We start from the raw sequence: 23,446 nt of genomic DNA, 5'->3' as shown, positions 1-23,446 counted from the left end.
AGGACCCGACCCCCCGCGATTCCCCGGAGAGGCCCCACACACGCCCAGGAGGTAAGCCGACCATGACCGTCTCCCTGTCCGAGCTCACCGGGGACTACGTCCTCGACCCCGCCCACACCCGGATCGGCTTCGTGGCGCGCCACGCCATGGTGACCAAGGTCCGCGGCTCCTTCACCGCCTTCGAGGGCAGTGCCCATCTGGACGGCGCCGACCCGGGCCGTTCCACCGCCCGGGTGACGATCCGGACGGAGAGCATCGACACCGGCGTCGAGCAGCGCGACCAGCACCTGCGCACCAACGACTTCCTGGACGTGCCGAACTTCCCGACCATCGCCTTCGCCACGACGGCGGTCGAGCCGCGCGGGGACGGCGAGTTCCGGGTGACGGGCGACCTCACCGTCAAGGACGTCACCCGCCCGGTCACCATCGACGTCGAGTACACGGGCAACGCCGTCGACCCCTACGGCAACCTGCGGGTGGGCCTGGAGGGTTCGGTGGCGATCAGCCGCAAGGACTTCGGGGTGACCTGGAACGCGGCCCTGGAGGGCGGCGGCGTCCTGGTCGGCGACAAGGTCGTCCTGGAGTTCGACGTCTCGGCCGTCCGACAGGCTCAGTAGCGGCCGCGGGAGCCAGGAGCGGCCCACCGGGCCCCGGAATCCGCCGGACCGGGCGGCGCAGGCCCGGTTAGGCTCCTGACATGGCGACAGACGGCTCCCTCGCAACCGGCCAGCGCTCCCTCGGCGATCCCGCCCTCGACTACCCGTTGTGGCCCCCGCTCACCACGGGCTGTCCCCGCACCGGGACCGAGGACGTCTCCTACCCCGTCGAGGTCGACTACGCCTACCACGAGGCCGACGCCGCCGCCCTGTTCGCCCCGGGCGCGGACGCCGGGGCGCCGCGCGGCGGGCTGGAGCGGTGGGCCCCCCTGCTGCCGCCGCTGCTCGCGCCGGGCCTGGGCGAGGGCGGCACGCCGCTGGTCGAGCTCGAACCCGGGGTGTACGTCAAAGACGAGGCCCGCAACCCGACCTGGAGCCACAAGGACCGGCTGAACCGCTGCACCACCAGCGCCGCCGTGGGCGTCGGCGCGCCCGGGATCGCGGTGGCCTCCTCCGGCAACCACGGCGCGTCCGCCGCCGCCTACGCCGCCCGGGCCGGGCTGCGCTGCGTGGTGATCACCGGGCCCGGCCTGCCGCCGGCCGTCGACGCGTTCCTCAACGCCTACGGCGCCGTCGTGCTGCCGGTGCCGTGGGAGGCCCGCTGGCCGCTGCTGCGGCAGGTCGTGGACCGGCTGGGCCTGCACCCGGTCAGCAACCTCACCACCACCCACACCGGCCACGCGTACGGCCCCGAGGGCTACAAGACGGTGGCGTACGAGATCTTCCGGGACATCGGCGTGCCGGCCGCGGTGTTCGTGCCCACCGGCTACGGGGAACTGCTCTTCGGCGTCTGGAAGGGCTTCAGCGAACTGCACCGGCTCGGCCTGGCCGACCGGGTGCCGCGCATCGTCGCCTGCGAGTCCGCGTCCGGCGCGCCGCTCGCCCTTGCCGTCCGCCAGGGCCTGCCGGCGGCCCGGGTGACGGTGGGGCCGAGCGAGGCGTACTCGATCGCCTCCCCGGTCTGCGGCTACCGGGGCGTGGTCGCGGTCCGCGAGAGCGGCGGCCGGGTGCTGGCCCTGGACGACGGCCGACTCGCCGCCGCCCAGGCCGAACTGGCCCGCGCCGGGCTCTGGACCGAGCTGTCCGCGGCGGCCGGGCTCGCCGGGCTGCGCAGCCTCGGCGGCGTCGAGGGCCTCGGGGAGGCCGAGGGTCCGGTGGTGTGCGTGTCGACGTCCAGCGGGTTCAAGGACCGGGGCGTCGGCGCGCGGACGACCGCGCCGGTCGCCCCGGAGTGGGCGGAGGTCCGCCGCCGCCTGCACACGGCCGGAATCCGCGGCTAGCAGTATCCACGCCGACTCCCGTCCGGCGTTGGAGGCCTGCTGTTCGCCATCCGGTCCGCCCGCGTAGGGTTGGCGTTCGCCGCGGCCGCCCAGGCTGGTCCGGATCCGCACCGCCCCCGCTCCTCTCCGTGCGTCGAAGGGCTGTCACCGTGTCCCGTTCCCCCCGCCGTCTGCTCCCGCTGGCCGTCGCCGTCGCGGCGCTGCCCGTACTCGCCCTGCCGGTCGTCCCGGCCGCCGCGGCCTCGTACGGCACTCCGACGATCACCTTCTCGGCCGGCTACCTGTCCGGCGCGGTCGGCGCCACCGGCGATCCGACGGTGTCCGTGGCGGTGGCGCAGAGCGGGGCCGCGGCCTCGGCGCTGACCGTCGCCGCCTCGGCGAGCACCCGCAGCGCCGTCGCGCGGACCGGCGACGTGGCGGTGACGGGCACCGGCGGCACCCGCACCCTGGCGGTCGCCGCGCAGGGCGTCGGCTACACCGACCTCACCATCAAGGTGACCGGCCTGGGCGGCAAGACCGCGACCCGCACTCTGCACTACGCGGCCTCCCCCGCCGTCCGGTTCCCGGCCGCCAGCCGCTACCTCACCGGCTCCAGCGACGCCTCCGCCGCGGTGGACGCGGGCGGCGGCTACATCCTGGTCGGCGACGACGAGTCCAACGTGCTGCGGCTGTACGACCGCAACGCCTCCGGCGCGCCGGTCCGCACCTGGGACTTCAGCTCCGCGCTCGGCGTCTCCAAGGAGATCGACATCGAGGCCGCGGCCCGGGTCGGCGACACGATCTACTGGACGGGCTCGCTCGGCAACAACAAGGACGGCAAGGTCAAGCCGGACCGGCACACCGTGTTCACCACGAAGGTCACCGGTTCGGGCGCCGACACCCAGCTGTCGCTGGCCGGTTCGTACCACGGCCTGCGCGACGACCTGATCGCCTGGGACGGCGCCCACGGCGACCGCTACGGCTTCGCGGCGGGCGCGGCGGACGGGCAGGCGCCCAAGCAGATCGACGGATTCAACGTCGAGGGGCTGGAGTTCGCCCCGGGCAGCACCACCACCGCGTACATCGGCTTCCGCGCGCCGCTGACCCCGGCGGTCACCGGCGGCCGCGCGCTGCTCGTCCCGGTCACCAACCTCCCGTCGCTGCTGTCCGGTTCGGCCTCGCACGCGACCTTCGGCGAGCCGGTCGAGCTGGACCTCGGCGGGCTCTCCATCCGCGACCTGCGCCGCAACGACCTCGGCCAGTACCTGATCGTGGCCGGCTCCTGGTCCGCCGAGGACAACTCCGCCCCGTACGCCCTCTACCGCTGGAACGGGCAGCCGGGCTCCCAGCCGGTCAAGCTGGTCGACCTGCCGACCACCGACGCCGGCGCCTGGGAGGCCGTCCCGGACGTGCCGAACCTGGACGCCCCCGGCGCCCGGGCCCAGCTGATCACCGACGACGGCTCCGCCGACCTGTACGGCGACGGCACCGCCGCCAAGGACCTCGCCCAGCCGGAGTGGAAGAAGTCCCGCTCCACCTGGTTCACCCTGAACTGACCTGCGCGCGACCGGGGCGGGCGCACGAACCGCCCGCCCCGGCTCAGAGTTCGACGAGTACCTTGCCCCGGCTCGCGGAGCGGTCCACGTACAGGCTGCGGTAGGCGGCCGGGATGTTGTCGAAGCCCCGGTGGACGGTCTGCTGGTAGCCGAGGTCCCCGCTGCGGACGAGGGCGCCCAGTTCCTGCCGCAGGGCCGACCAGTTCTCCTCGGTGAACCACTCCAGCGAGAAGATGCCGCGGATGGTGGTGCGCGGGAACATGATCATCGGCAGCAGTCGCGGGCCCGCCCAGTCGCCGCCGACCTGGCTGCCCCACTGCCAGCAGACCGCGACCCGGCTGTCCACGGCGAGCAGGGAGAAGACCGCGTCGGTGAGCGCCCCGCCGAGGCTGTCGAAGTAGCGGTCGATGCCGGCCGGGGCGAGCTTGGCGAGTTCCTCCCGCAGTCGCTCGGGGTCGTCTCCGTCGCGGTAGAGCAGGACCGCGTCGAAGCCCAGGGCGCGCAGCCGGTCGGCCTTGCCCGGGGTGGCCGTGGTGCCGATGACCCGGGCTCCCCGGTGCCGGGCCAGCTGTCCGACCACCGAGCCGACCGCCCCGGACGCCCCGCTGACCAGCACGGTGTCCCCCGGCCGGACCTTCAGGAACTTCTCGACCGTGCCCCAGGCGGTCATCCCCGGGCCGCCGAGGACGCCGAGGGCGGTGGAGATCGGCAGGGCGTCGTCGTAGTCGCTCCGGTCCAGCCGCCGGTAGGCGGGGAAGACCATCGGGAAGGTGCCGGTCTGCCAGAGCGCCGGGGCGCCGTTGCTGATCACGTGGCTGCGCCAGCCGCCGAAGCCCTGCACGAGGTCGCCGACGGCGAAGGCGGCGCCCGGCCCGGCCTCCACCACCTCCATGATGGAGTCCGCGCCCATGTGGTCGCCGATCGGGGTGTCCAGGGCGATCCCCTGGAGGTACGGGTCGACCGAGACGTACCTGGTCCGCAGCAGCATCTGGTCCGCGGCGAGGCGGACGTCCACCTCCTCGACCACCTTCCGGTACATCCGATCGACGTCCGGCACACCGTCCACGTGCTCGCGGACGACCCACTTCTCGACCCTCATGAGGTGACTCCAAACCGCCGGTCGGCGGGCCCGACCGGTTCGATGACCAGGGTGGGCGGCGGCGCGCTGTCGTCCACGGCGGCGGTGAACGGCCGGCCGTCGTCGCGGCAGATGAACTGGACGACGTGCCGGCCGGCGGCGGCCGCCCGGATCAGTCCCCCGGTGGTCGCCCACACGCCGGAGAGGTAGAAGTTCGCCAGGCCGGGAAGCCCGGGCCCGTTGCGCTTGATCTCCTCCTCCAGCGTCTCGCCGCTCTCCACGAACGGCTGCCAGCCGAGCACCGTGCCGTCGTAGTTGCCGGTGTAGCGGACCTGGGTGAGCGGGGTGGACACGTCTTTGACCGCGACGGCGTCCCTCAGACCGGGGTGGTGCCCGTCCAGGAACTCCACGATGGCGTCCCGCACCCGCCGCTTCTCGCGCTGGTACTCGCGCCCGCGGCCCACCGGCAGGGTGTGCAGTTCCTCGCCCCGCCGCAGCCGCGGCGCCTGCTCCGGGCCGGTGCTCAACTCCCGCCAGGGGGCGATGTCGCAGAAGTAGCTGGCGTAGACGACGGTCGTCGCGGCGGGCGACAGCTCGGGGTAGTGGCGGCTGCGGAACTGGACGTTGATGCTGGGGTGGCGGATGCCGGTGAGCCGGTCGGCTACCTCGTCCTCCAGCAGGTAGGTGGTGCACGGGTCCCCGGCCGGGAAGGGGCGGCGCAGGCCGAGGAAGACGGTGAGGTAGCCGGGGAAGACCATGCCGGGCTCGGTGATGGTCCGGGTGTACAGCCGGCGGTAGGTGTCGTTCAGGTAGCGGCCCTTGAGCAGGTCCAGCATGGTGGTGCGTCCGTCGCAGGCGGCGACCACGATGTCCGCCCGGATCTCCCGGCCGTCGCTCAGCCGCACCCCGACGGCCCGGTCCTGCTCGACCAGGATCTCGGCCACCTTGGTGTTGTAGCTGATCTCGCCGCCGAGCCGCCGGTAGCGCTGCTCGATCGACCGGGCCAGCCCGAGCGAGCCGCCCTCCGGCACTCCGGCCGACTGCCCGGCGTGCGAGGCGAGTTGGAAGTAGGTGGGCAGCACCGGGAAGTTGGGGTGCTTCTCGTAGAGGATGAAGTTGAACGCCTCGCGCAGCAGCGGGCTCCGGAAGCGCGCCGAGTAGTCGCTCATCAGCACCGTGATCGAGCGCCGGATGACGTTGAAGTACGGCAGGAACGAGGCGAGCATCCGCCAGCGTTCGGCCCGGCCCATCAGTCCGACCGGCTTGAGGAAGGGGTAACGGACCAGGGCGCGGCGGAACTTGCGCAGCCCTTCGCAGAACTGCCGGATCCGCCGGGCGTCCTCCGGGGCGAGGTCGAGCAGGTGCGCTTCGAGGCGGTCGGGGTCAGAGTAGAAGTAGACGGCGCGGCCGTCCCTGGTGCGCACCACGTTGAAGACGTCGAAGTTGCGCATCACCTTGCCCTGCAGCGCGCCGAGTTCGAGCCAGATCTGGTGCATCTCGTTGCCGGGGCCGCTGCCGAGCAGCCAGCTCACGCAGCAGTCGAAGGTGAACTCGCCGCGGTCCCAGGCCGTGCAGCAGCCGCCGGGGAGTTCGTGCATCTCCAGGACGGTGGTGCGGTAGCCGTTCATCTGCGCGTAGCAGCCGGTCGACAGGCCGCCCAGCCCGCCGCCGACGATCACCATGGTCTGCCTGCTGGTACTCATCCCGGTCATTCCGGCACTCCCACGGTGGCCCGGTCGAGTTGCGGCAGTTTGCCCAACTTTCCCGCGTGCCAAGGTTCCTGGTTGTCACTGGGCCAGGCCCGGAACGGCCGGCCGAGCTCCCGGCAGAGGTACTGCGCGGCGTACCGGCCGCTGGTGGCGGCGCGGATCAGTCCGCCGAGGCCGGCCCACTGCCCGGCCATCGAGAAGCCGCGCAGACCGGGCAGCCGCATCCGGTCCCGGTTGACCAGCCGGTTGGCGGCGTCCTCGGCCTCGGAGAAGGCCTGCCAGGCGAGGATGCTGCCGTAGGTGTTGCCGGTGAACCGCTCGGTGGTCACCGGGGAGGCGACGTCGACGAGTTCGATCCGGCGGCCGAGCCCCGGGTACGTCCGCTCCAGGAACTCCCGGACGAACGCGGCGACTTCCTGCTTGCGGGCGCGGTAGGCGCGGCGGTCGCGGACCCGCAGGTCCTTCCAGGAGCGGTAGTCGCTGAAGTAGGTGCAGTGCAGCACCGACTTGCCGGGCGGCGCGAAGCCCTCCGCGTAGTCCGAGCGCATCTGGACGACCAGGCTGTGCTGGAGCGAGCCGGGCAGCCGGGCGCCCTGCTCGGGCGACAGCAGGTAGGTGGTGCTGTGCGGTTCGCCCTCGGGCAGCGGGCCGTCCACGCCGACGAAGGCCGAGACCACGGCCGGGTACAGGTTGCCGGGCTTGTCCAGCAGCTCGCCGTACAGCCGGTCGGTGGCGGGGCTGGACCAGCGGCCTTCGAGCAGCCGGTCGAGCACCGTCGGCCCGTCGCAGGCGGCCACCACGTGGTCGGCGAAGTGCTGGGATCCGTCGCGGAGTTGGACGCCGACGGCGCGGTCCCCCTCGACCAGGATCCGCTCCACCCGGCAGCGGTAGCCGATCACCCCGCCGAGCGAGGTGTAGCGCTCCTCCACCGAGCGGGCCAGGCCGAGCGAACCGCCCTGCGGGAAGCCCGCGTTGCCGTTGTGCGCGGCGGCCAGGGTGTACAGGTACGGCAGCAGCGGGAAGCCGGCCGGCTCCTGGAGGAACATGTTGGGCAGCGCCCGCCGCAGCAGCGGGTCCTGGAAGCGCTCGGCGAAGCCGCTCATCGGGGTCGTCGCGGTCCGCCAGAAGAGCCGGAACGCGGGCAGCACGGTGCGCAGGGTGCGCAGCCGCTCGGCCGGGCCGCGCAGCGGCGGCGGGGTGAGGTCCCAGGGCAGGTCGATGGCGGCGAAGCGGCGCAGGTCCCGGCAGAAGGCGCGGATCGGCTTGGCGTCGCCGGGGGCGGTGGCCAGCAGGTGCCGTTCCAGCCGGTCCGGGTCCCCGTAGAAGGTGACGGCGCGGCCGTGTTCGTCGACGACGCGGTTGAAGACGTCGAAGCGGGTGACCGACTTGCCGTCGAGGGCGCCGAGTTCGCGCCACACCTGGTTCGCCCCGGTGCCCTCGGCGGTGCCGATCAGCCAGTCGATGCAGTAGTCGAACAGGTAGCCGTGCCGGGACCACGCGGTGCAGCAGCCGCCGGGCAGCACGTGCTTCTCGAAGATCCGGGTCTCCATCCCGCTCATCTGCGCGTAGCAGCCGGTGGAGAGTCCGCCGATGCCCGCGCCGATCACGATGACCCGGGGCGGGCCGCCGGGGGCCCGCTCCCGGCTCGACCAGTCCGGTCCGCGCTCAGGCCCGGCCATCGGCGGTGCCTCCGGCCAGGATGGCGCCCGCCAGTTCGGCGTTGCGGGCGGCGAACTCGGCGTCGAGCATCTCGGCGTGGCTGCCGTGCCCGGCGTGGACGGCCGTCCCGGCGCTGGAGGCGCCGTGCCAGGAGCCGTGCTCGCCGCCCGCGTGCAGCGCCAGCCGGTCCCGTTCGCAGACCACGTTGAGCGGGGCCTTCAGGACGCCCTGGTTCGGGGTGCGACTGCAGAAGGACAGGTAGTCCCGGGCCTGTTCGAGGGTCTCCTGGGCGACGATCCGGGAGCCGGTGTGCCGGTGCAGGTGCTCGTGGAGTTCGCGCTCGAAGACGGCCAGGTGCTCCTCGCCGAGCTCGAAGGGCTCGGGGATCCGGTAGGAGTCCACCACCAGGACCGAACTGACCGTACGGCCCCGGCGTTCGAGCTCCCGGGCCACCTCGAAGGCGAGGTTGCCGCCGAGCGAGTAGCCGAGCAGGACGTACGGCCCCGCCTCCTCCAGTTCCTCGACCAGGTCGGCGTAGCGGGCGGTCTTGTCGTCGCCGGTGAGGTAGTTGAAGGCGGCGAGCCGGTGGTCGGGCAGGTGGGCGGCGAGCTGGCGGTAGACCAGGCCGTGGCCGCCGGCCGGCGGGAAGCAGAACACCGTCCTCGCCTCGGGCGCCCCGGGGTTGAACCAGAGGTACGGCTGCCCGCCGGCGACTTCGCCGGTGATGATCTGCTCCAGCGTGCGGGCCATCCCGTGCAGGGTGGTGACCTTGAACAGCAGGCCGACCGGGATGCTGATGTTGAACTCGGTCTGCAGGTGGTGGATCAGCTCGATCAGCCGGATGGAGCTGCCGCCGAGCTCGAAGAAGTCGTGCTGGAGGCCGACCTCCGCCACGCCGAGCAGGTTGCTCCAGTGCTCGGCGGTGCGGATCTCGTAGAGGGTGACGGGCGGTTCGTGCTGCGCGCCGCCGGTGTCGATCCGGGGCTCGGGCAGGGCGGCCAGGTCGACCTTGCCGTTGGGGGTGAGCGGCAGGGCGGGCAGTTCGGTGAGGTGGGAGGGGATCATCACGGTGGGCAGGTGCTCGGCCAGGTGGCGGCGCAGTTCCCGGCGGTCCAGGGTGGTTCCCTCGGCGGGGACCAGGTAGGCGGCCAGCACGGCTTCACCGGTGGAGTCCTCACGGACCGTCACGCAGGCCTGGGCGAGTTCGGGGCGGGCGGTGAGGTGGGCCTCGATCTCGCCGATCTCGATCCGGTGGCCGCGCACCTTGACCTGGTTGTCGATCCGCCCGAGCAGGTGGGCGGTGCCGTGGGCGTCCCAGTGGCCGAGGTCGCCGGTGCGGTAGAGCCGGACGGGCGGGCCGTCGAGCTCCAGGGTGGTGAAGCGCCGGGTGGTCTGCTCCGGGTCGTTCGGGTAGCCGGCGGCGACACCGGCGCCGCCGATCCACAGCTCGCCGGGCACGCCGGGCGGTACCGGCTCTCCGTAGTGGTCGAGGATGTACAGCGCGCTGTTGGGGAAGGGCCGGCCGATCGGCACCATCCGGCCGGGTTCCAGGGTGTCCGCGCCGCCCTCGTAGTAGCTGGTGTCGATGGTGGCCTCGGTCAGGCCGTAGGAGTTGACCAGCCGGGTGTCCGGCCCGCACAGGGCGCGCAGCCGCCGGTGCTCGGCGGCCTTCCAGGAGTCGGAGCCGACGACCAGTAGCCGCAGGAAGTCCAGCCGCAGGCCCTCGCGTTCGCAGCAGGCCAGCAGGCCGCGGGCGACGGCGGGCACGAACTCGCCGCAGTCGACCGACTCCTCGCGCATGGTGCGGTACAGCCGGGCGGTGTCGAACAGCAGGTCGCGGTCGACCAGGACGAGGGTGCCGCCGGTGCTCAGCGCCCGGGCGAGGTCGCCGGAGAACACGTCGAAGGCGGTCCCGGCCATCTGGAGGTGCACCCGGGCCTCGGTGTCGAGGCGGTACTCGGCGCGCCAGCCCGCGGTGACGGCGGCGAGGTTGCGGTGGTCGACCCGCACGGCCTTCGGGCGGCCGGTGGAGCCGGAGGTGTGGATGACGTAGGCGGGGCGGTCCGGGTCGGCGGCGGGCAGCGGGCCGCTCTCGGCGGCCGGCCGGTCGAGCTCGTCCAGGGTGACGGGGCGGACGGGCGGTTCGGTGCCGAACGGGTTCCGTTCGGCGACCACGACGAGGGCGGCTCCGGCGTCGCTCACCTGGTAGGCGAGCCGGTCGGCCGGGTGGCCGGGGTCGAGCGGCAGGTAGGCCGCGCCGGCCCGCCAGATCGCCAGCAGGACGACGACCAGCTCGGGTGACTTGTCCAGGCAGACTGCGACCACCGAGCCTTCGCCGACGCCGAGTTCGCGCAGCCGCAGGGCCGTTCGCTGGGCCCGCCGGTCGAGTTCGCCGTAGGTGAGGCGGCGGGCGCCGTCCGGGCGGGGGGCGGTGACGGCGACGGCCTCGGGGTGTTCGGCCGCGGCCTTGGCGACGAGTTCGGGCACCGGGGTGTCGTGGTCCACCCGCCGGTCGGCGCCGCTGAAGCCGGTGAGGATGCGGCGGCGTTCGGCCTCGTCGAGCATCCGCAGCCGGCCGACCGGGCGGTCGGCGCCGGCGCTGGTCATGGCGTCCAGCAGGTTGCGGTAGTGCGCGGCCAGCCGCTCGACGGTGGCGGCGTCGAAGAGGTCGGAGTTGTACTTGAACACGCAGTGGAAGCAGCCGTCCGCGCGGTCCTCGTAGGCGGACAGCGTCAGGTCGAACTGCCCTTCCTCCTCGGGGAGTTCGATGTACTCCAGGCGGTAGCCGAAGCGCTCCACGGCGACCTTGTGGGTGAGCAGGATGAACATCGCCTGGAACACCGCCGAGCGGCTGGGGTCGTGCTGGAGCCCCAACTGCTCGACCAGCAGCGGGAACGGGTACTCCTGGTTGTCCAGGCCGCCGAGCACGCTCTCCCGCACCCGGGCCAGCAGCTCGGCCACGGTCGGCTCCCCGGCCAGGCTGACGTGCAGCGGCAGCGGGTTGACGAAGTAGCCGTAGACGGAGGCGAACTCCTCCTGGGTGCGGCCGGTGACGGGGCTGCCGACCACGATGTCCTGCTGGCCCGACCAGCGGTGCAGCAGCAGGTAGTAGGCGCTGAGCAGCACCATGAACGGGGTGGCGTGGTGCGCCCGGGCCAGCTCGTGGACGCGGGCGGTCAGGTCGGCGTCGAGCCGGAAGAACGCCGAGGCGCCGTTGTGGGTCTGCACGGCCGGCCGGGGCCGGTCGGTGGGCAGCGCGAGGACGGGCATCTCGGCCGGCAGGTGGCCGCGCCAGTAGTCGAGCATCCGCCGGGCGTCGGGGCCGGCCAGGAAGCGGTTCTGGTGGTTGAGGAAGTCGAGGTAGCGGGCGGCCACGGCGGGGAGTTCGGGGGTACGGCCGTGGCGCAGCGCCTCGTAGACCTCGAACAGCTCCTCGATGAAGGTGAAAGTGGAGATCGCGTCCGACACGATGTGGTGGACGGCCTTCATCAGGACCCAGCGGTCCGGTCCGCGCCGGAACAGCCGCAGCCTGACCAGCGGGTCGTTCGCGAGGTCGTACGGCCGCCGGTACTCGGCGACGATCAGCGCGTGGATCTCCTCCCAGGGGCGGCCCTCGACGTCGAACAGTCCGGTGTCGGCCACCGCCTCCGGGCGGATCCGCTGGACCGGCCGGCCCTCCTCGGCGGTGAAGGCGGCCCGCAGCCCGGGGTGCCGGGCGACCAGCGCGCGGAAGGCCGCGAAGACCAGCTCGGGGTCGAGCTCGGCGCGCACCTCCACCGCGCCGCCGATGTTGTAGGCGAAGCCGTCCGGGTGCAGCTGGCGCAGGAACCACAGCGCCTGCTGGTTGTGGGTGAGCGGGTAGCGGGCCTCGTCGGTGTGCAGCTCGACCTCGGCCTGCTCGGGGCCGCCCTCGGCGTCGAGCCGCTCGGCCAGGCCGGCGACGAGCAGGTCGACCAGGTCGCCGACGGTGCCGTTGCTGAGCAGCGCCACCACCGGTAGGGCGACGCCCAGTTCGCCGTGCACCCGGGCGCGCAGTTCCATCGCGAGCAGCGAGTCCAGGCCGTGCGCGCCGAGCCTGGTGTCCGACGCGATCCGCTCGGCGCCGATCCGCAGCACGGCCGCGGCGGCGGCGGTGAAACGCTCGGTGACGAGCCGGTGCCGGGTCGGTGGATCCGCGGTGCGGTAGGCGTCCAGGAAGCCGCCGGTCTCGGCCGGGGCCTGCTCGGCGGCGCTGGCGGCCAGCTCGGCGACCAGCGGCGGCGGCGCGGGGTACCAGGCGAGGAAGGTCGGCCAGTCGACCACGGTGGCGACCAGCAGCTGGGCGCGGTCCTGGCCGAGGACGCGTTCCAGCACGGCCGTGCCGGCGTCCGGCGGGAGCGAACTCATGCCGCGGGCGTCGCGGTAGTGGGCGACCAGGCCCAGTTCCTCGATCATGCCCGTGGCCCAGGGGCCCCAGTCGAGGCTGAGCGCGGGCAGGCCGGCGGCCCGGCGGTGGTGGGCGAGGGCGTCCAGGAAGGCGTTGCCGGCCGCGTAGTTGGTCTGCCCGGCGGTGGTGAGCAGCGCGGCGACGGAGGCGAACAGCACGAAGTGGTCGAGCGGTTCGTCGCGCAGCAGCCGGTGCAGCAGGTGGCCGCCGACCACCTTGGGGGCGTATCCGGCGTCGAAGGCGGCCCGGTCCATCTGCGGCACCAGCACGTCCTTGACCTGCCCGGCGAGGTGGAACACCCCGCGGATGGGCGGGCGTTGGCGTTGCCGGTAGTCGGCGAGCCAGGCGGCGAGGGCGGTCTCGTCGGTGACGTCGACGGGGGCGAGCAGCGGTTCGGCGCCGAGCGCCTGGAGTTCGCGCAGGAAGGCGATCCGTTCCCCGGCCGGGCTGGCGGGGTCGGTCCGGTACCACTGGTCGCGCTCGGGCAGGGCGGTGCGGCCGACCAGGATCAGCCGCCGGGCGCCGCGCCGGACCAGGGTGCGGCAGAGCAGCCGGCCGAGCGCGCCGAACGCGCCGGTGACCAGGTAGCTGCCGTCGGGGCGCAGGACCGGCGGCAGCGGACGGGTGAGGCCCTCGGCCTGGCGGAGCCGGCTGGTGCGGCGGTGGCCGGCCCGCAGGGCGATCTCCTGCTCGTCCCGGGAGGCGAGTTCGGCGAGCAGCGCCTCGGCCTGGTCGAGCGGGTCGGCGGCGGGGTCGAGGTCGATCAGGGTGCCGCGCTGGGCGACGAGTTCCTGCTGCCAGAGCACCCGTCCGATGCCCCAGGCGGGTGCGCCGAGCGGTTCGACCCGGTCGCCGGGGTCGGCGGCCTGGGTACCCCGGGTGACGATGTGCAGCCGGGCGTCCGGGAGGGCGGCGGGCAGGGCCTGGGCGAGGGCGATCAGCGCGTAGCCGCCGAGGGTGGCGAGCTGGTCGAGCCGGTCGGCCGTGGTGGTGTCGAGGGCGGGCTGGTCGAGGTTCCACAGCTGGACGACGGTGCGGTAGCCGGGGCCGAGGTCGGTGAGGAGCCGGGTGAGGTCCTCGGCGGAGTCCGGGCGGACGGTCGAGTGCCCGTCGCCGGTCCGGTAGCCGGTGCCGGGCCGGACGAGGTGGCAGCGGGCGCCGCGTCCGGCGGCCAGCGCGGCGAGGCGTTCGGCGAGGCCGCCGGCGTCGGCGAACAGCAGCAGGTCGCCGAGGTCCTGGTCGGCGGGCGCGGCCGGGGCGTCCGTCCAGGCGAGTTCGGTGAGCCAGCCGTCGATGGTGGCGAGGCCGACCGAGGCGGGGGCCTGCGCGACGTCGGCGACCCGGAAGCCGGTGATCCGGCCGACCGGGGTGCCGTCCTCGGTGTACAGGGCGAGGTCGCCGACGAGTTCGCCGCCGCCCTCGCGGGTGACGGTGGCGTGCGCCCACAGCGGCCGGTCGCCGGCCTGGTCGAGCCGGACCTCCTCGATGGACACCGGCAGCCGGACGCCGCCGTCCTCGGGGGTGAGCAGCCGGGTGGCCAGCAGGGTCTGGAAGCAGGCGTCGAGCAGCACCGGGTGCAGCTGGTGGTCGGCCGCCTCGGGGCCGAGCCGGTCGGTCGGGCTGATCCGGGCCAGTGCCTCGCCGGGGCTCGCCCACACCTCCTGGACGGCCTGGAAGGCGGGCCCGTAGTCGTAGCCGCGGGCGGCGAGGAGCCGGTAGCAGTCGGGGCCGCCGAAGCGCTGTCCGCGGGCGCGGATCGCCTCGGCGTCCAGCGCCGGGCCGTGGGCGCGGCGCTGGCCGGTGCGGACCCGGCCGCCGGCGTGCACCACCGGTTCGCCGCCGGCCGGGGTGGAGGCGATGGTGAAGCGGGCGTCCTCCGGGGCGTAGCCGAGCTGGACGGGGGTGGGCTCGGTGTCGGAGAGGAACAGGGCCCGGTTCAGCTCGATCTCGGCGAGCACCACCTCGGTGCCGCCGGTCAGGGCGCGGACGGCCTGGGCGGCCATCTCCAGGTACCCGGCCGCCGGGAAGACGATCTGGCCCTCGATCCGGTGGTCGGCCAGGTAGGGCAACCGCTCGGGGTCGAGTGCGGTGGTCCAGGCGGGCTGGGCGCTCGCGGTGCGGCGGCCGAGCAGCGGGTGGTCGACCTCGCCGAGCCGGACCTGCCGGACGGCGCTCGGCTCGACCCAGTACCGGTCGCGCCGCCACGGGTAGCCGGGCAGCGGCACCGGGCGGCCGGCCGGGTGCAGTGCGCGCCAGTCCGGTTCGACGCCCAGGGTGTGCAGTTCGGCGAGCGACCGGGTGAAGCAGGCGGGCTCGTCGGCGTGCCGGCGGATGGACGGCAGGGCCTGCGCGCCGTCGACGCACTCGCGGATCGCGTGGCCGAGCACCGGGTGCGGGCCGATCTCCAGGAACAGGCCGTGCCCGTCCTGGGCCATCCGTTCGACGGCGGCGCGGAAGCGCACCGGGTTGCGGACGTTGTGCCACCAGTACCCGGCGTCGAGTTCGGGGCCGCGGGCGAGGCCCTCGCGGGCGGTGAGGTAGAGCGGCAGCCGGGCCTCGTTGGGCTTGAGCGCGGCGAGCGCGGCGGTCAGCTCGTCCCGGATCGGGTCCATCCGCACGCTGTGGTACGGGACTTCGACGTCCAGGAAGCGGGTGAACACCTCCTGGCCGCGCAGTTCCTCGGCGAGTTCGCGCAGCGCGTCGGTGTCGCCGGCCAGGGTCACGGTGGAGGGGCTGTTGACGGCCGCCAGCGAGACCCGGGCGCGGTACGGGCGGATCCGGCGCTCCGCCTCGGCCTCCGCGAGGCCGACGGCGAGCATGGTGCCGGTGCCGGCCAGCCGCTGCTGGAGGCGGCTGCGGGCGAGCACCACCCGGACGGCGTCGGCCAGGTCGTACACCCCGGCCTCGTGGAACGCGGCGACCTCGCCGGTGCTGTGCCCGACCACCGCGTCGGGGCACAGGCCGTGGCTGCGCCAGAGCGCGGACAGGCCCAGCTGGACGGCGAAGTTGGCGGGCTGGGCGAGCCAGGTCTCGGCCATCCGGGAGTCGGCCTCGTCGCGGTGCAGTTCGTCGAGGAGGGACCAGCCGGCCTGCTCGCGGATCTCCCGGTCGCAGGCCTGGACGGCCGCCCGGTAGACCGGTTCGTTCTCGTACAGGCCCCGGCCCATGCCCCACCACTGTGGGCCCATGCCGGTGAACACCCAGGCGAGGCGGCGCTGTTGACGCTCCCTGGCGCGGCCCTGGAGCACCCGGGGGTGCGCCTCGCCGCGCTCGTGGGCGGCCAGCGCCTCGTCCAGGTCGTCCCGAGTGGAGTAGACCACCGCGAGCCGCTCGGGCAGGTGCTGGCGCCGGTGCGCCAGGGTGTGGCCGAGGTCGTCGAGCGGCACCCCGGCGGCGAGCTCCCGGCGGAGTCCGGCGGCGAGTTCGGGCAGCCCGGCGGCGTCCTTGGCGCTCAGCGGCAGCACGGTGCAGGCCGGCTGCGGGGCCGGGGCGGCGGGCCCGGTGCTCGGCGGCTCCTCCAGCAGGACGTGCGCGTTGGTGCCGCCGAAGCCGAAGGAGTTGACGCCGGCCCGGGCCGGTCCGTCGTGCTCGGGCCAGTCGATCGGGGCGGTCGGGATGTCGAAGGGCAGCGCGTCCAGGTCGATGCCGGGGTTGGGCCGTTCCAGGTTGAGGTGCGGCGGGATCCGCCGGTGTTCGAGGGCGAGGGCGGTCTTGATCAGCCCGGCGACGCCGGCGGCGGCCTCGGTGTGCCCGATGTTGGTCTTCACCGAGCCGACGTAGCAGCGGTCGCCCGGGCGGCGGCCGATGCCCAGCACCCGGCCGAGCGCGGCCGCCTCGATCGGGTCGCCGACCGGGGTGGAGGTGCCGTGCGCCTCGACGTACTGGAGGCTGCCGGGCACCACCCCGGCCTCGGCGCAGACCCGTTCGATCAGGGTGACCTGGGCGTCCGCGCTGGGGACGGTGATGCCGTTGGTGCGCCCGTCCTGGTTGACGCCGCTGCCGAGGATGACGGCGTGCACCGGGTCGCCGTCGCGCAGCGCGTCCGACAGCCGCTTGAGGACGACCACACCGACCCCCTCGGCCCGGACGTAGCCGTCGGCGGAGGCGTCGAAGGCGCGTGAGCGGCCGTCGGCGGACAGGAAGCCGCCCTTGGTCTCGGCGATCGTGTACTGCGGCGCCATGTGCAGCAACGCGCCGCCCGCCAGGGCGAGTTCGGTCTCGCCGCGGAGCAGGCTCTGGCAGGCGAGGTGCACCGCGACCAGGGAGGAGCTGCAGGCGGTGTCGATCGAGACGCTGGGGCCGCGGAAGTCGAAGCAGTGCGAGATCCGGTTGGACACCATCGTCATCATGGTGCCGGTGGCGGTGTGCGCGGCGAGCGTGCGGAAGTCGAGGTCGGCGAACTGGAGGATCTTGTAGTCGAGGGTGAAGGCCCCCATGTAGACGCCGACGTCGCGGCCGGCCAGTTCGCCGGGGCGCAGGCCGCCGTCCTCCAGGGCCTCCCAGCTGACCTCCAGGAGCTTGCGCTGCTGCGGGTCCATGTGCTCGGCCTCGCGCGGACTGATGCCGAAGAAGTCCGGGTCGAAGGTGTCGAAGCCGTCGATGTAGCCGCCCCGGCCGCCGATCAGGCGGCCCGGTTTGGAGCGGTCGCGGCTGCCGAGCGTGCCGGTGTCGTAGCGGTCGGCGGGTGTCGCGGTGAGACAGTCCCGGCCCTCGACGAGGTTGCGCCAGTAGGTCCGGTGGTCGTTGGCGTGTCCCGGCAGGCGGCAGCCGATGCCGGTGATCGCGATCCGGTCGCAGGGCACGGCGAAGGGCGAGGTGGTCATGATCCAATCCGAGGGTGATGGCGTGGCGGCGCGGACACGGGCGGAGGAAGAGCGGCCTCGCGGGCGGGTCAGACGGACGGCTCGGTGGTCTTCACCTGGCGCCAGGGGTGCAGCAGGGTGGCGCCCAGCTCGCCGGTGGCCGGGAAGGCGGCCGGATCGGCGAGGCCGACGGCGGTGGGCACCCGGCCGGGGCGCCAGGTGAAGCTGCCGAACACGTGGTCCCACAGCGAGAGGTCGGAGGCGTAGTGCCCGGCCTCAGCGAGGTCGGTGCTGTGGTGCAGTCGGTGGAGCTCGGGGCCGGCCAGCAGGTGGCCGAGGAGCCCGAGGCGGACGTCGATGTTCGCGTGAACGAAATACCCCTGCGCAAGAATGAATATTCCGACCACGAACACGGATTCCGCCGAGAAGCCGATCAGCGACAGCAGGAGTTGCACCACGGACTGCGCGACGAACACGTCGAGAAAATGGTTCACGCCGTTGTTCGCGACATTCACCTTGTCCGGCACGTGGTGAACGCCGTGCAGGCGCCAGAGCCACCGGTTGTGGTGGGACCAGCGGTGGACGAGGTAGTCGCCGAGCGAGCCGACCAGCAGCGCGAGCGGGATCTCCACGGCGAACGGGAGCACCGGATGGGCCGCCCCGAGCACCTGCACCAGAGCCGTCACCAGCCCCTGGGCGATCGCGCCGCCGGCCATGCTCAGCATGAAGTACACGGAGTACCAGCGCAGTTCACGCCCGCTCGGATGCCAGTCGGTCCGGTACGGGATCACCCGCTCCAGTACGGCCAGGTACCCGAGGACGCCGACCAGCACGAGCGGGGAGACCCGGTCGGGCTCCCAGTGGAAGTGCAGTGTGGCGACGGCCGTGCACAGCACCCCCAGGAGCAGAAGCGGATGAGCGAGCCTGCGTGCAATGGCGGACAGCACGCGCCCCCTTGGTTATTCGCGAACTAATGACTGGAAACGTCAGAGACTCTAGCGGGAGCGGTCAGCTACGGCAGTCATTCGACGTGTTAACGCCATAAATAACCCGATCGGAGGAAGATCCGCGCACGAAGTTGACACAAGACCGGCGCGAAAGGGGCGCGTTTGTTCGCAGGCGCTGGAGAAACCGGAGCGCAGCGGGGTCGGGCACACGCCGGGCGAGGTCGCACGCCCCCCCTGGCGCAGAGGGCCGATCCGGACCCGGATCCGGAGCCCGGTCCGACGAGGGCGGCGCGGGTGGCACCGGGCGAGCGCGAGCCGGGCGTGAGGGCGCGGGCCGTGCGGGTGGCGCCGCCCGTCAGGATCCCGCCAGCTCCGCCAGCCGCCACGCCTCGTCCGGCCGGTACGCCGCGAGGCGGTCGCGCAGGCCGCGCAGCTCGTACCCGACCAGAGCCGGCAGGGCCGCCGCCGGGGCGGTCTCCAGGGCGGGCCCGAGCAGTTGGACGGCCGTCTGCGGGTCGTGCGCGCAGGCATGGCAGTCCGCCACCCGGACGGTGAAGAGGAGCCGGCTGGAAGGGAGCTGGGCCGGGCCGAGCAGGCCGAGCGCGGTCTCGGCCGCGGTCAGCGCCCGGCGGGCCAGCCGGGGGTCGTCGACGACCGCGGCGAGGTCGCGCAGCGCGGCGGCCGCGCCGGACTCCACCCGCAGCCGCATCGAGGCGATGGAGAGCCAGGGCGCGTCGTCCTCGTCCCGGGCGCCGATGTGGTCCAGGTGCAGCCGGGCGCGGCCGAGGTGCCGGATGGTGGCCCGGACGTCGCCGGTGAGGGCGTGCGCACGGGCCTGGCCGATCTGGCCCATCGCGCCGGCCCAGTGCCGGCCGGGGGCGGCGCGGCCGGTCTCCCGGGCGTAGCCGAGGGCGGCGGCCGGGTCGCCGTCCATCCGGGCGAGGGTGCTCATGTCGCTCAGTGCGGCGACCTGGGTGGCCTGGTCCCCGGCGAGCTCCGCCCAGGCGAGCGCGCGGTCGAAGCAGGCCATCGCGGTGGCGTTGCGGCCGTCCTGCATCCGCAGCGCGCCCGCGGCGTGCGCGTGCTCGGCGGCCAGCCGGGCGAGCGGGCGGCGCTGCGCGGCGGGGGCGGCGGCGAGCCGGGCGAGCACGGCCTGCAAGGTGCGCTCGACGGCGGCGGCCAGGCCCGGCAGGCCGCCGGCCTCGCCGGAGCGCAGGTGGGCGGCGAGCAGCCCGGTGAGGGCGTGTGCGGTGGCGGCGTCCAGGGGCGGCGCGGCGGCCGGGTTCGCGGCGCAGAACTCGGCGTGCAGCACGGCGAGTTCGACCGGTCCGGGGACGTCGCAGCCGTCGGCGCCGTGCAGCGGGCAGAGCAGCCCGTAGTCGGGCAGCCGGGGCGGCGGCTGGGCGGGGGCGCTCCAGCGGGCCGGGCCGCCGGGCCCGTTCACGGCCGCGGTGGGCAGCGGGGGCCGCAGCAGGGCGGGTGCGAGGGGCGCCAGGGAGGGCAGTTCGGCGGTCTCGGCCCGCTGGCAGGCGGCCCGCAACTCGCCGCCCGCGCCGAGGAGTTCGTCGATCCGGTCGGCGATCCGGGGGGTGACCCGGCGGGCGCCGTGCTCGATCTTGCTCACCGCGGTGTGGTCGTAGCCGATGCCGGCGCCGAGTTGGGCCTGGGTGAGGCCGGCCCGGCGCCGCCAGTGGCGCAGCCGGGCGCCGAAGTCCCGCCAGGCGCCGAGCTCCTGGGCCGGCGGTGCGGCGGGTGGGGCGCCGGACGGGGACGGAGGTGCGGACGCCGGTGCCACGGCCACGCGGTTGCGGTGCACGGCTGCCTCCTCCGGTCGCTTCCCCCGGGCCCCTCGCCAACCTTCCGACCATCAGGACGGTACTCGATGACACCCGGTCCGTACATGAGGTGGTCTCAACCACTCGGGCAAAAGCCCAGCTTGACGGAATTTGCCAACCCTATGCATCGCGTGCACCAGCCATTGACCAGAGCATGACGCCGTGTGAGGGTTCCGGCACCCGAACGCGGACGGCCCGCACGGCCGTCCCCCAGACACGGCCCTGCGGTGCGCCACCAGCCATGCCGTCCGCGGTCGAGGACCCCCACATGCTAGGAGCCTCGATGCAACGCAGAGTTTCCACAGGACGGTTGCTGACCACGGCGACCACCCTGACCGTGCTGGCCGGCATGATCGCCGCCACGGCCGGGCCGGCCACCGCCGCGCCCACCCCCTCTCCCGCACCACCCAGCGCCCTCGCGGCAGCCGTCAACGCCGCCGACGCGGCCGCGGCCGCCGGTCTGGACGCACTGGCCAAGGGCCCCGGCGAGACCTACGAGCGCCGGGCCGTCACCCCCTGGCTCGGCGGCCTCTACTCCGTCGCCTACGACCGCAGCTACCGCGGCCTGCCGGTGGTCGGCGGCGACGCCGTGGTGCTCGCCGACAGCCAGGGCAAGGTCCGCGGCCTCCAGTCGGCCGCCACCGGGCCGGTCGGCGGCTCGATAACCCCGCAGGTCAGCGCGGCGAACGCGGAGAAGACCGCGCGCACCAAGCTGGCCGCGGTGGACTCGGTGGCCGAGCGCCGCCTGGTCGTCCGGGTCAAGGACGGCGCGAGCCGGCTCGCCTGGGAGACCGTCCTCAAGGGCCGCACCGAGAGCGCGCCGAGCACGTTGCACGTCTTCGTGGACGCCGCCAGCGGCGAGGTGATCGACAGCTACGACGATGTCCGCGCCGGCACCATCAACAGCAAGTGGAACGGCCCCGGCCCGCTGACCATCAGCACCACCAACTCCGGCGGCTCGTACTCGCTGCGCGACCCGAACCGGCCCGGCCTGACCTGCTCCGACTACAGCAGCGGCCAGGTGTTCAGCAAGTCCTCCGACTCCTGGGGCACCGGCAACCCCTCCAGCAAGGAGACCGGTTGCGCCGACGCCATGTGGGCGGCCCAGAAGGAATGGGACATGCTCCGCGACTGGCTCGGTCGCAACGGCCACAACGGCAACGGCGGCAGCTGGCCGGTCAAGGTCGGCCTCAACGACGTCAACGCCTACTGGGACGGCAGCTCCGTCTCCATCGGCCACAACCAGAACAACGAGTGGATCGCCGCCCAGGACGTCGTCGGCCACGAGTTCGGCCACGGCATCGACCAGTACACGCCCGGCGGCGCCAACAACGAGAACGGCCTGGGCGAGGGCACCGGCGACATCTTCGGCGCGCTCACCAAGGAGTACGTCAACCAGCCCGCGCCCTACGACTACCCCGACTACCAGGTCGGCCGGCAGGTCAACCTGGTCGGCCAGGGGCCGATCCGCAGCCTCTACCAGCCCTCCCTGGTCAACAACGACCCGAACTGCTACTCCTCCTCCATCCCCAGCACCGAGGTGCACGCGGCGGCCGGCCCGCTGAACCACTGGTTCTACCTCCTGGCGATGGGCTCCAACCCGGGTGGCGGCAAGCCCTCCAGCCCGACCTGCAACAACTCCTCGGTCACCGGTATCGGCGTCAAGCAGGCCGGCCAGATCTTCTACGGCGGCATGCTGCTCAAGACCAGCGGCATGACCTACAAGCGGTACCGCACCACCACCCTGACCGCCGCCAAGAACCTCGACCCGACCTGCAACTACTTCAACCGGACCAAGGCCGCCTGGGACGCGATCAGCCTGCCCGCGCAGAGCGGCGACCCGACCTGCACGCCGTCCGGCAACAACGACTTCTCGCTCGCGCTCGGCCCGGCCTCCGGCTCGGTCCAGCCCGGCGCCTCGACCACGGCGACGGTCTCCACCGCCGTCACCTCGGGCACCGCGCAGACCGTCAACCTGACCGCCTCGGGCGCCCCGACCGGGGTCACCGCGACGCTCAACCCCTCCTCCGTGCAGACGGGTTCGTCCGCGACGCTGACCCTGTCGGCCTCCTCGGGCGCCCCGGCCGGGACGTACGTGATCACCGTCACCGGCACCGCCGGCGCGGCCACCCACACCGCCCAGTACACCCTGACCGTCGGCGGTGGGGGCACCCCCGGCGGGCCCGCGCCCGACATCGACGTCGCCAAGGTCCAGGCCCACCTGACCCAGCTGAACACCATCGCCAGCCAGAACGGCGGCAACCGCCGGGCCGGCAGCGCCGGGCACAGCCAGTCCGTGGCGTACATCAAGGGCAAGCTGCAGGCCGCCGGCTACACCGTGACCGAGCAGACCTGCACCTCCTGCACCTACCAGTCCAACAACCTGATCGCCGACTGGCCCGGCGGCCCCGCCGACCAGGTCACCATGTTCGGCGCCCACCTGGACAGCGTCTCGGCCGGTCCCGGCATCAACGACAACGGCTCCGGCTCGGCCACCCTGCTGGAGAACGCCCTCGTCCTCGCCCAGCAGAACCCCACCCTGACCCGGCACGTCCGGTTCGCCTGGTGGACCGGTGAGGAGCAGGGCCTCCAGGGCTCGCAGTCCTACGTCGGCCAGCTCAGCTCCACCCAGCGCTCCGCGATCAAGTCCTACTACAACTTCGACATGGTCGGCTCGCCCAACGCCGGCTACTTCATCAACAACATCACCTCCGCCGCCTCCGCCCCGATGAAGGCCTACTGGGACTCCCTCAACCTCCAGCCGGAGGAGAACGTCGAGGGCCAGGGCCGCTCGGACGACTACTCCTTCCAGCAGGCCGGCATCCCCACCTCCGGCTACGCGGCCGGCGCCGACGCCGTCAAGACCTCCGGCCAGGCGGCCAAGTGGGGCGGCAGCGCGGGCCGTTCGTACGACTCCTGCTACCACCAGTCCTGCGACACCACCAGCAACATCGACCCGACCGCGCTGAACCGCAGCGCCGACGGCGTGGCCTACACCATCTGGAAGACCTCCGTCGGCGGCACCACCCCCGCCAACGACTTCTCCCTCGCGGTGAACCCGGCCACCGCCACCGTCAACCCCGGCGACTCGGCCACCGCGACGGTCTCCACCGCCACCACCTCCGGCTCCGCCCAGACGGTCAACCTGACCGCCTCCGGCGCCCCGGCGGGTGTGACGGTCTCCTTCAGCCCGTCCTCGGTGCAGTCCGGCGCCTCGGCCTCACTGACCATCGCGACCGCCGCGAACACGGCGGCCGGCACCTACAGCATCACGCTCACCGGCACCGGCTCCGCCACCCACAGCACCAGCTTCTCGCTGGTCGTGGGCAACGGCCCGACCAACCCCGGCGGCACCTGGACGCCCGGCACCACCTACCAGGCGGGCGACGTCGTGACCTACAACGGGGTCAGCTACCGCTGCCTCCAGGGCCACACCGCCCAGGTCGGCTGGGAGCCGCCCATCGTCCCCGCCCTGTGGCAGGCCGTGTGACCCGTAGGGCACCCGCCTGACACCCCGTA

10 protein-coding genes are annotated in these 23,446 nt (G+C 73.6%); 4 read left to right on the top strand and 6 right to left on the bottom strand.

The window, feature by feature from the left end; genetic code table 11:
• Positions 1-62 precede the first annotated feature (62 nt).
• The 3 genes from ACIQVZ_RS11365 to ACIQVZ_RS11355 all read left to right on the top strand — a co-directional run bounded on the left by ACIQVZ_RS11365 (position 63) and on the right by ACIQVZ_RS11355 (position 3,471).
• A complete protein-coding gene (locus tag ACIQVZ_RS11365; RefSeq protein WP_402448937.1) occupies positions 63-617 on the top strand; it encodes a YceI family protein in 555 nt (184 codons plus the stop codon).
• Between the two features lie 80 nt (positions 618-697).
• Positions 698-1,936 (top strand): pyridoxal-phosphate dependent enzyme, encoded by a 1,239-nt coding sequence (locus ACIQVZ_RS11360; RefSeq protein ID WP_402448935.1) that lies wholly within the window; start codon positions 698-700, stop codon positions 1,934-1,936.
• A gap of 149 nt (positions 1,937-2,085) precedes the next feature.
• Positions 2,086-3,471 carry a hypothetical protein gene (locus ACIQVZ_RS11355; protein WP_402448932.1) on the top strand — a complete coding sequence of 462 codons (1,386 nt, stop codon included), beginning with the start codon at positions 2,086-2,088 and terminating at the stop codon, positions 3,469-3,471.
• Between the two features lie 43 nt (positions 3,472-3,514).
• Here the strand turns inward: ACIQVZ_RS11355 and ACIQVZ_RS11350 are convergent, their stop codons facing one another.
• The 6 genes from ACIQVZ_RS11350 to ACIQVZ_RS11325 form a co-directional block, all read right to left on the bottom strand.
• Complete coding sequence (locus ACIQVZ_RS11350) at positions 3,515-4,570, bottom strand: NADP-dependent oxidoreductase (protein ID WP_350880784.1); 1,056 nt, start codon at positions 4,568-4,570, stop codon at positions 3,515-3,517.
• Entirely contained in the window at positions 4,567-6,252 is a 1,686-nt protein-coding gene (locus ACIQVZ_RS11345; protein ID WP_402448929.1) for a phytoene desaturase family protein, read from the bottom strand. Before ACIQVZ_RS11345 ends, ACIQVZ_RS11350 begins: the two co-directional genes overlap by 4 nt.
• A gap of 5 nt (positions 6,253-6,257) precedes the next feature.
• Positions 6,258-7,937 (bottom strand): phytoene desaturase family protein, encoded by a 1,680-nt coding sequence (locus tag ACIQVZ_RS11340; protein ID WP_402448927.1) that lies wholly within the window; start codon positions 7,935-7,937, stop codon positions 6,258-6,260.
• Entirely contained in the window at positions 7,924-17,166 is a 9,243-nt protein-coding gene (locus tag ACIQVZ_RS11335) for an amino acid adenylation domain-containing protein (RefSeq protein ID WP_402448925.1), read from the bottom strand. The genes ACIQVZ_RS11340 and ACIQVZ_RS11335 overlap by 14 nt, the downstream gene beginning before the upstream one ends.
• Positions 17,167-17,234: 68 nt before the next feature.
• Entirely contained in the window at positions 17,235-18,092 is an 858-nt protein-coding gene (locus ACIQVZ_RS11330; RefSeq protein ID WP_402448923.1) for a sterol desaturase family protein, read from the bottom strand.
• Positions 18,093-18,447: 355 nt separating this feature from the next.
• Positions 18,448-19,908 (bottom strand): helix-turn-helix transcriptional regulator, encoded by a 1,461-nt coding sequence (locus ACIQVZ_RS11325; RefSeq protein ID WP_350880778.1) that lies wholly within the window; start codon positions 19,906-19,908, stop codon positions 18,448-18,450.
• 302 nt (positions 19,909-20,210) lie between these two features.
• On the opposite strand from ACIQVZ_RS11325, the gene ACIQVZ_RS11320 reads away from it, so the two are divergent.
• Positions 20,211-23,417 carry a M28 family peptidase gene (locus ACIQVZ_RS11320; RefSeq protein WP_402448921.1) on the top strand — a complete coding sequence of 1,069 codons (3,207 nt, stop codon included), beginning with the start codon at positions 20,211-20,213 and terminating at the stop codon, positions 23,415-23,417.
• The last annotated feature ends 29 nt before the right edge of the window (positions 23,418-23,446 follow it).

Origin of the sequence: Kitasatospora sp. NPDC098663, from assembly GCF_044760075.1 — a bacterium.
In the GTDB taxonomy this organism is placed as follows: Bacteria; Actinomycetota; Actinomycetes; order Streptomycetales; family Streptomycetaceae; genus Kitasatospora.
The sequence above is the reverse complement of the archived record's forward strand: the minus strand, read 5'-3'. Positions and strand labels throughout refer to the sequence as shown.

What these genes read in the sequence shown, in the direction of transcription:
- ACIQVZ_RS11365 (WP_402448937.1), top strand. Translation starts at nt 63, where the DNA reads ATGACCGTCTCCCTGTCCGAGCTCACCGGGGACTACGTCCTCGACCCC.
- ACIQVZ_RS11360 (WP_402448935.1), top strand. Translation starts at nt 698, where the DNA reads ATGGCGACAGACGGCTCCCTCGCAACCGGCCAGCGCTCCCTCGGCGAT.
- ACIQVZ_RS11350 (WP_350880784.1), bottom strand. Translation starts at nt 4,570, where the DNA reads ATGAGGGTCGAGAAGTGGGTCGTCCGCGAGCACGTGGACGGTGTGCCG.
- ACIQVZ_RS11345 (WP_402448929.1), bottom strand. Translation starts at nt 6,252, where the DNA reads ATGAGTACCAGCAGGCAGACCATGGTGATCGTCGGCGGCGGGCTGGGC.
- ACIQVZ_RS11340 (WP_402448927.1), bottom strand. Translation starts at nt 7,937, where the DNA reads ATGGCCGGGCCTGAGCGCGGACCGGACTGGTCGAGCCGGGAGCGGGCC.
- ACIQVZ_RS11335 (WP_402448925.1), bottom strand. Translation starts at nt 17,166, where the DNA reads ATGACCACCTCGCCCTTCGCCGTGCCCTGCGACCGGATCGCGATCACC.
- ACIQVZ_RS11320 (WP_402448921.1), top strand. Translation starts at nt 20,211, where the DNA reads ATGCAACGCAGAGTTTCCACAGGACGGTTGCTGACCACGGCGACCACC.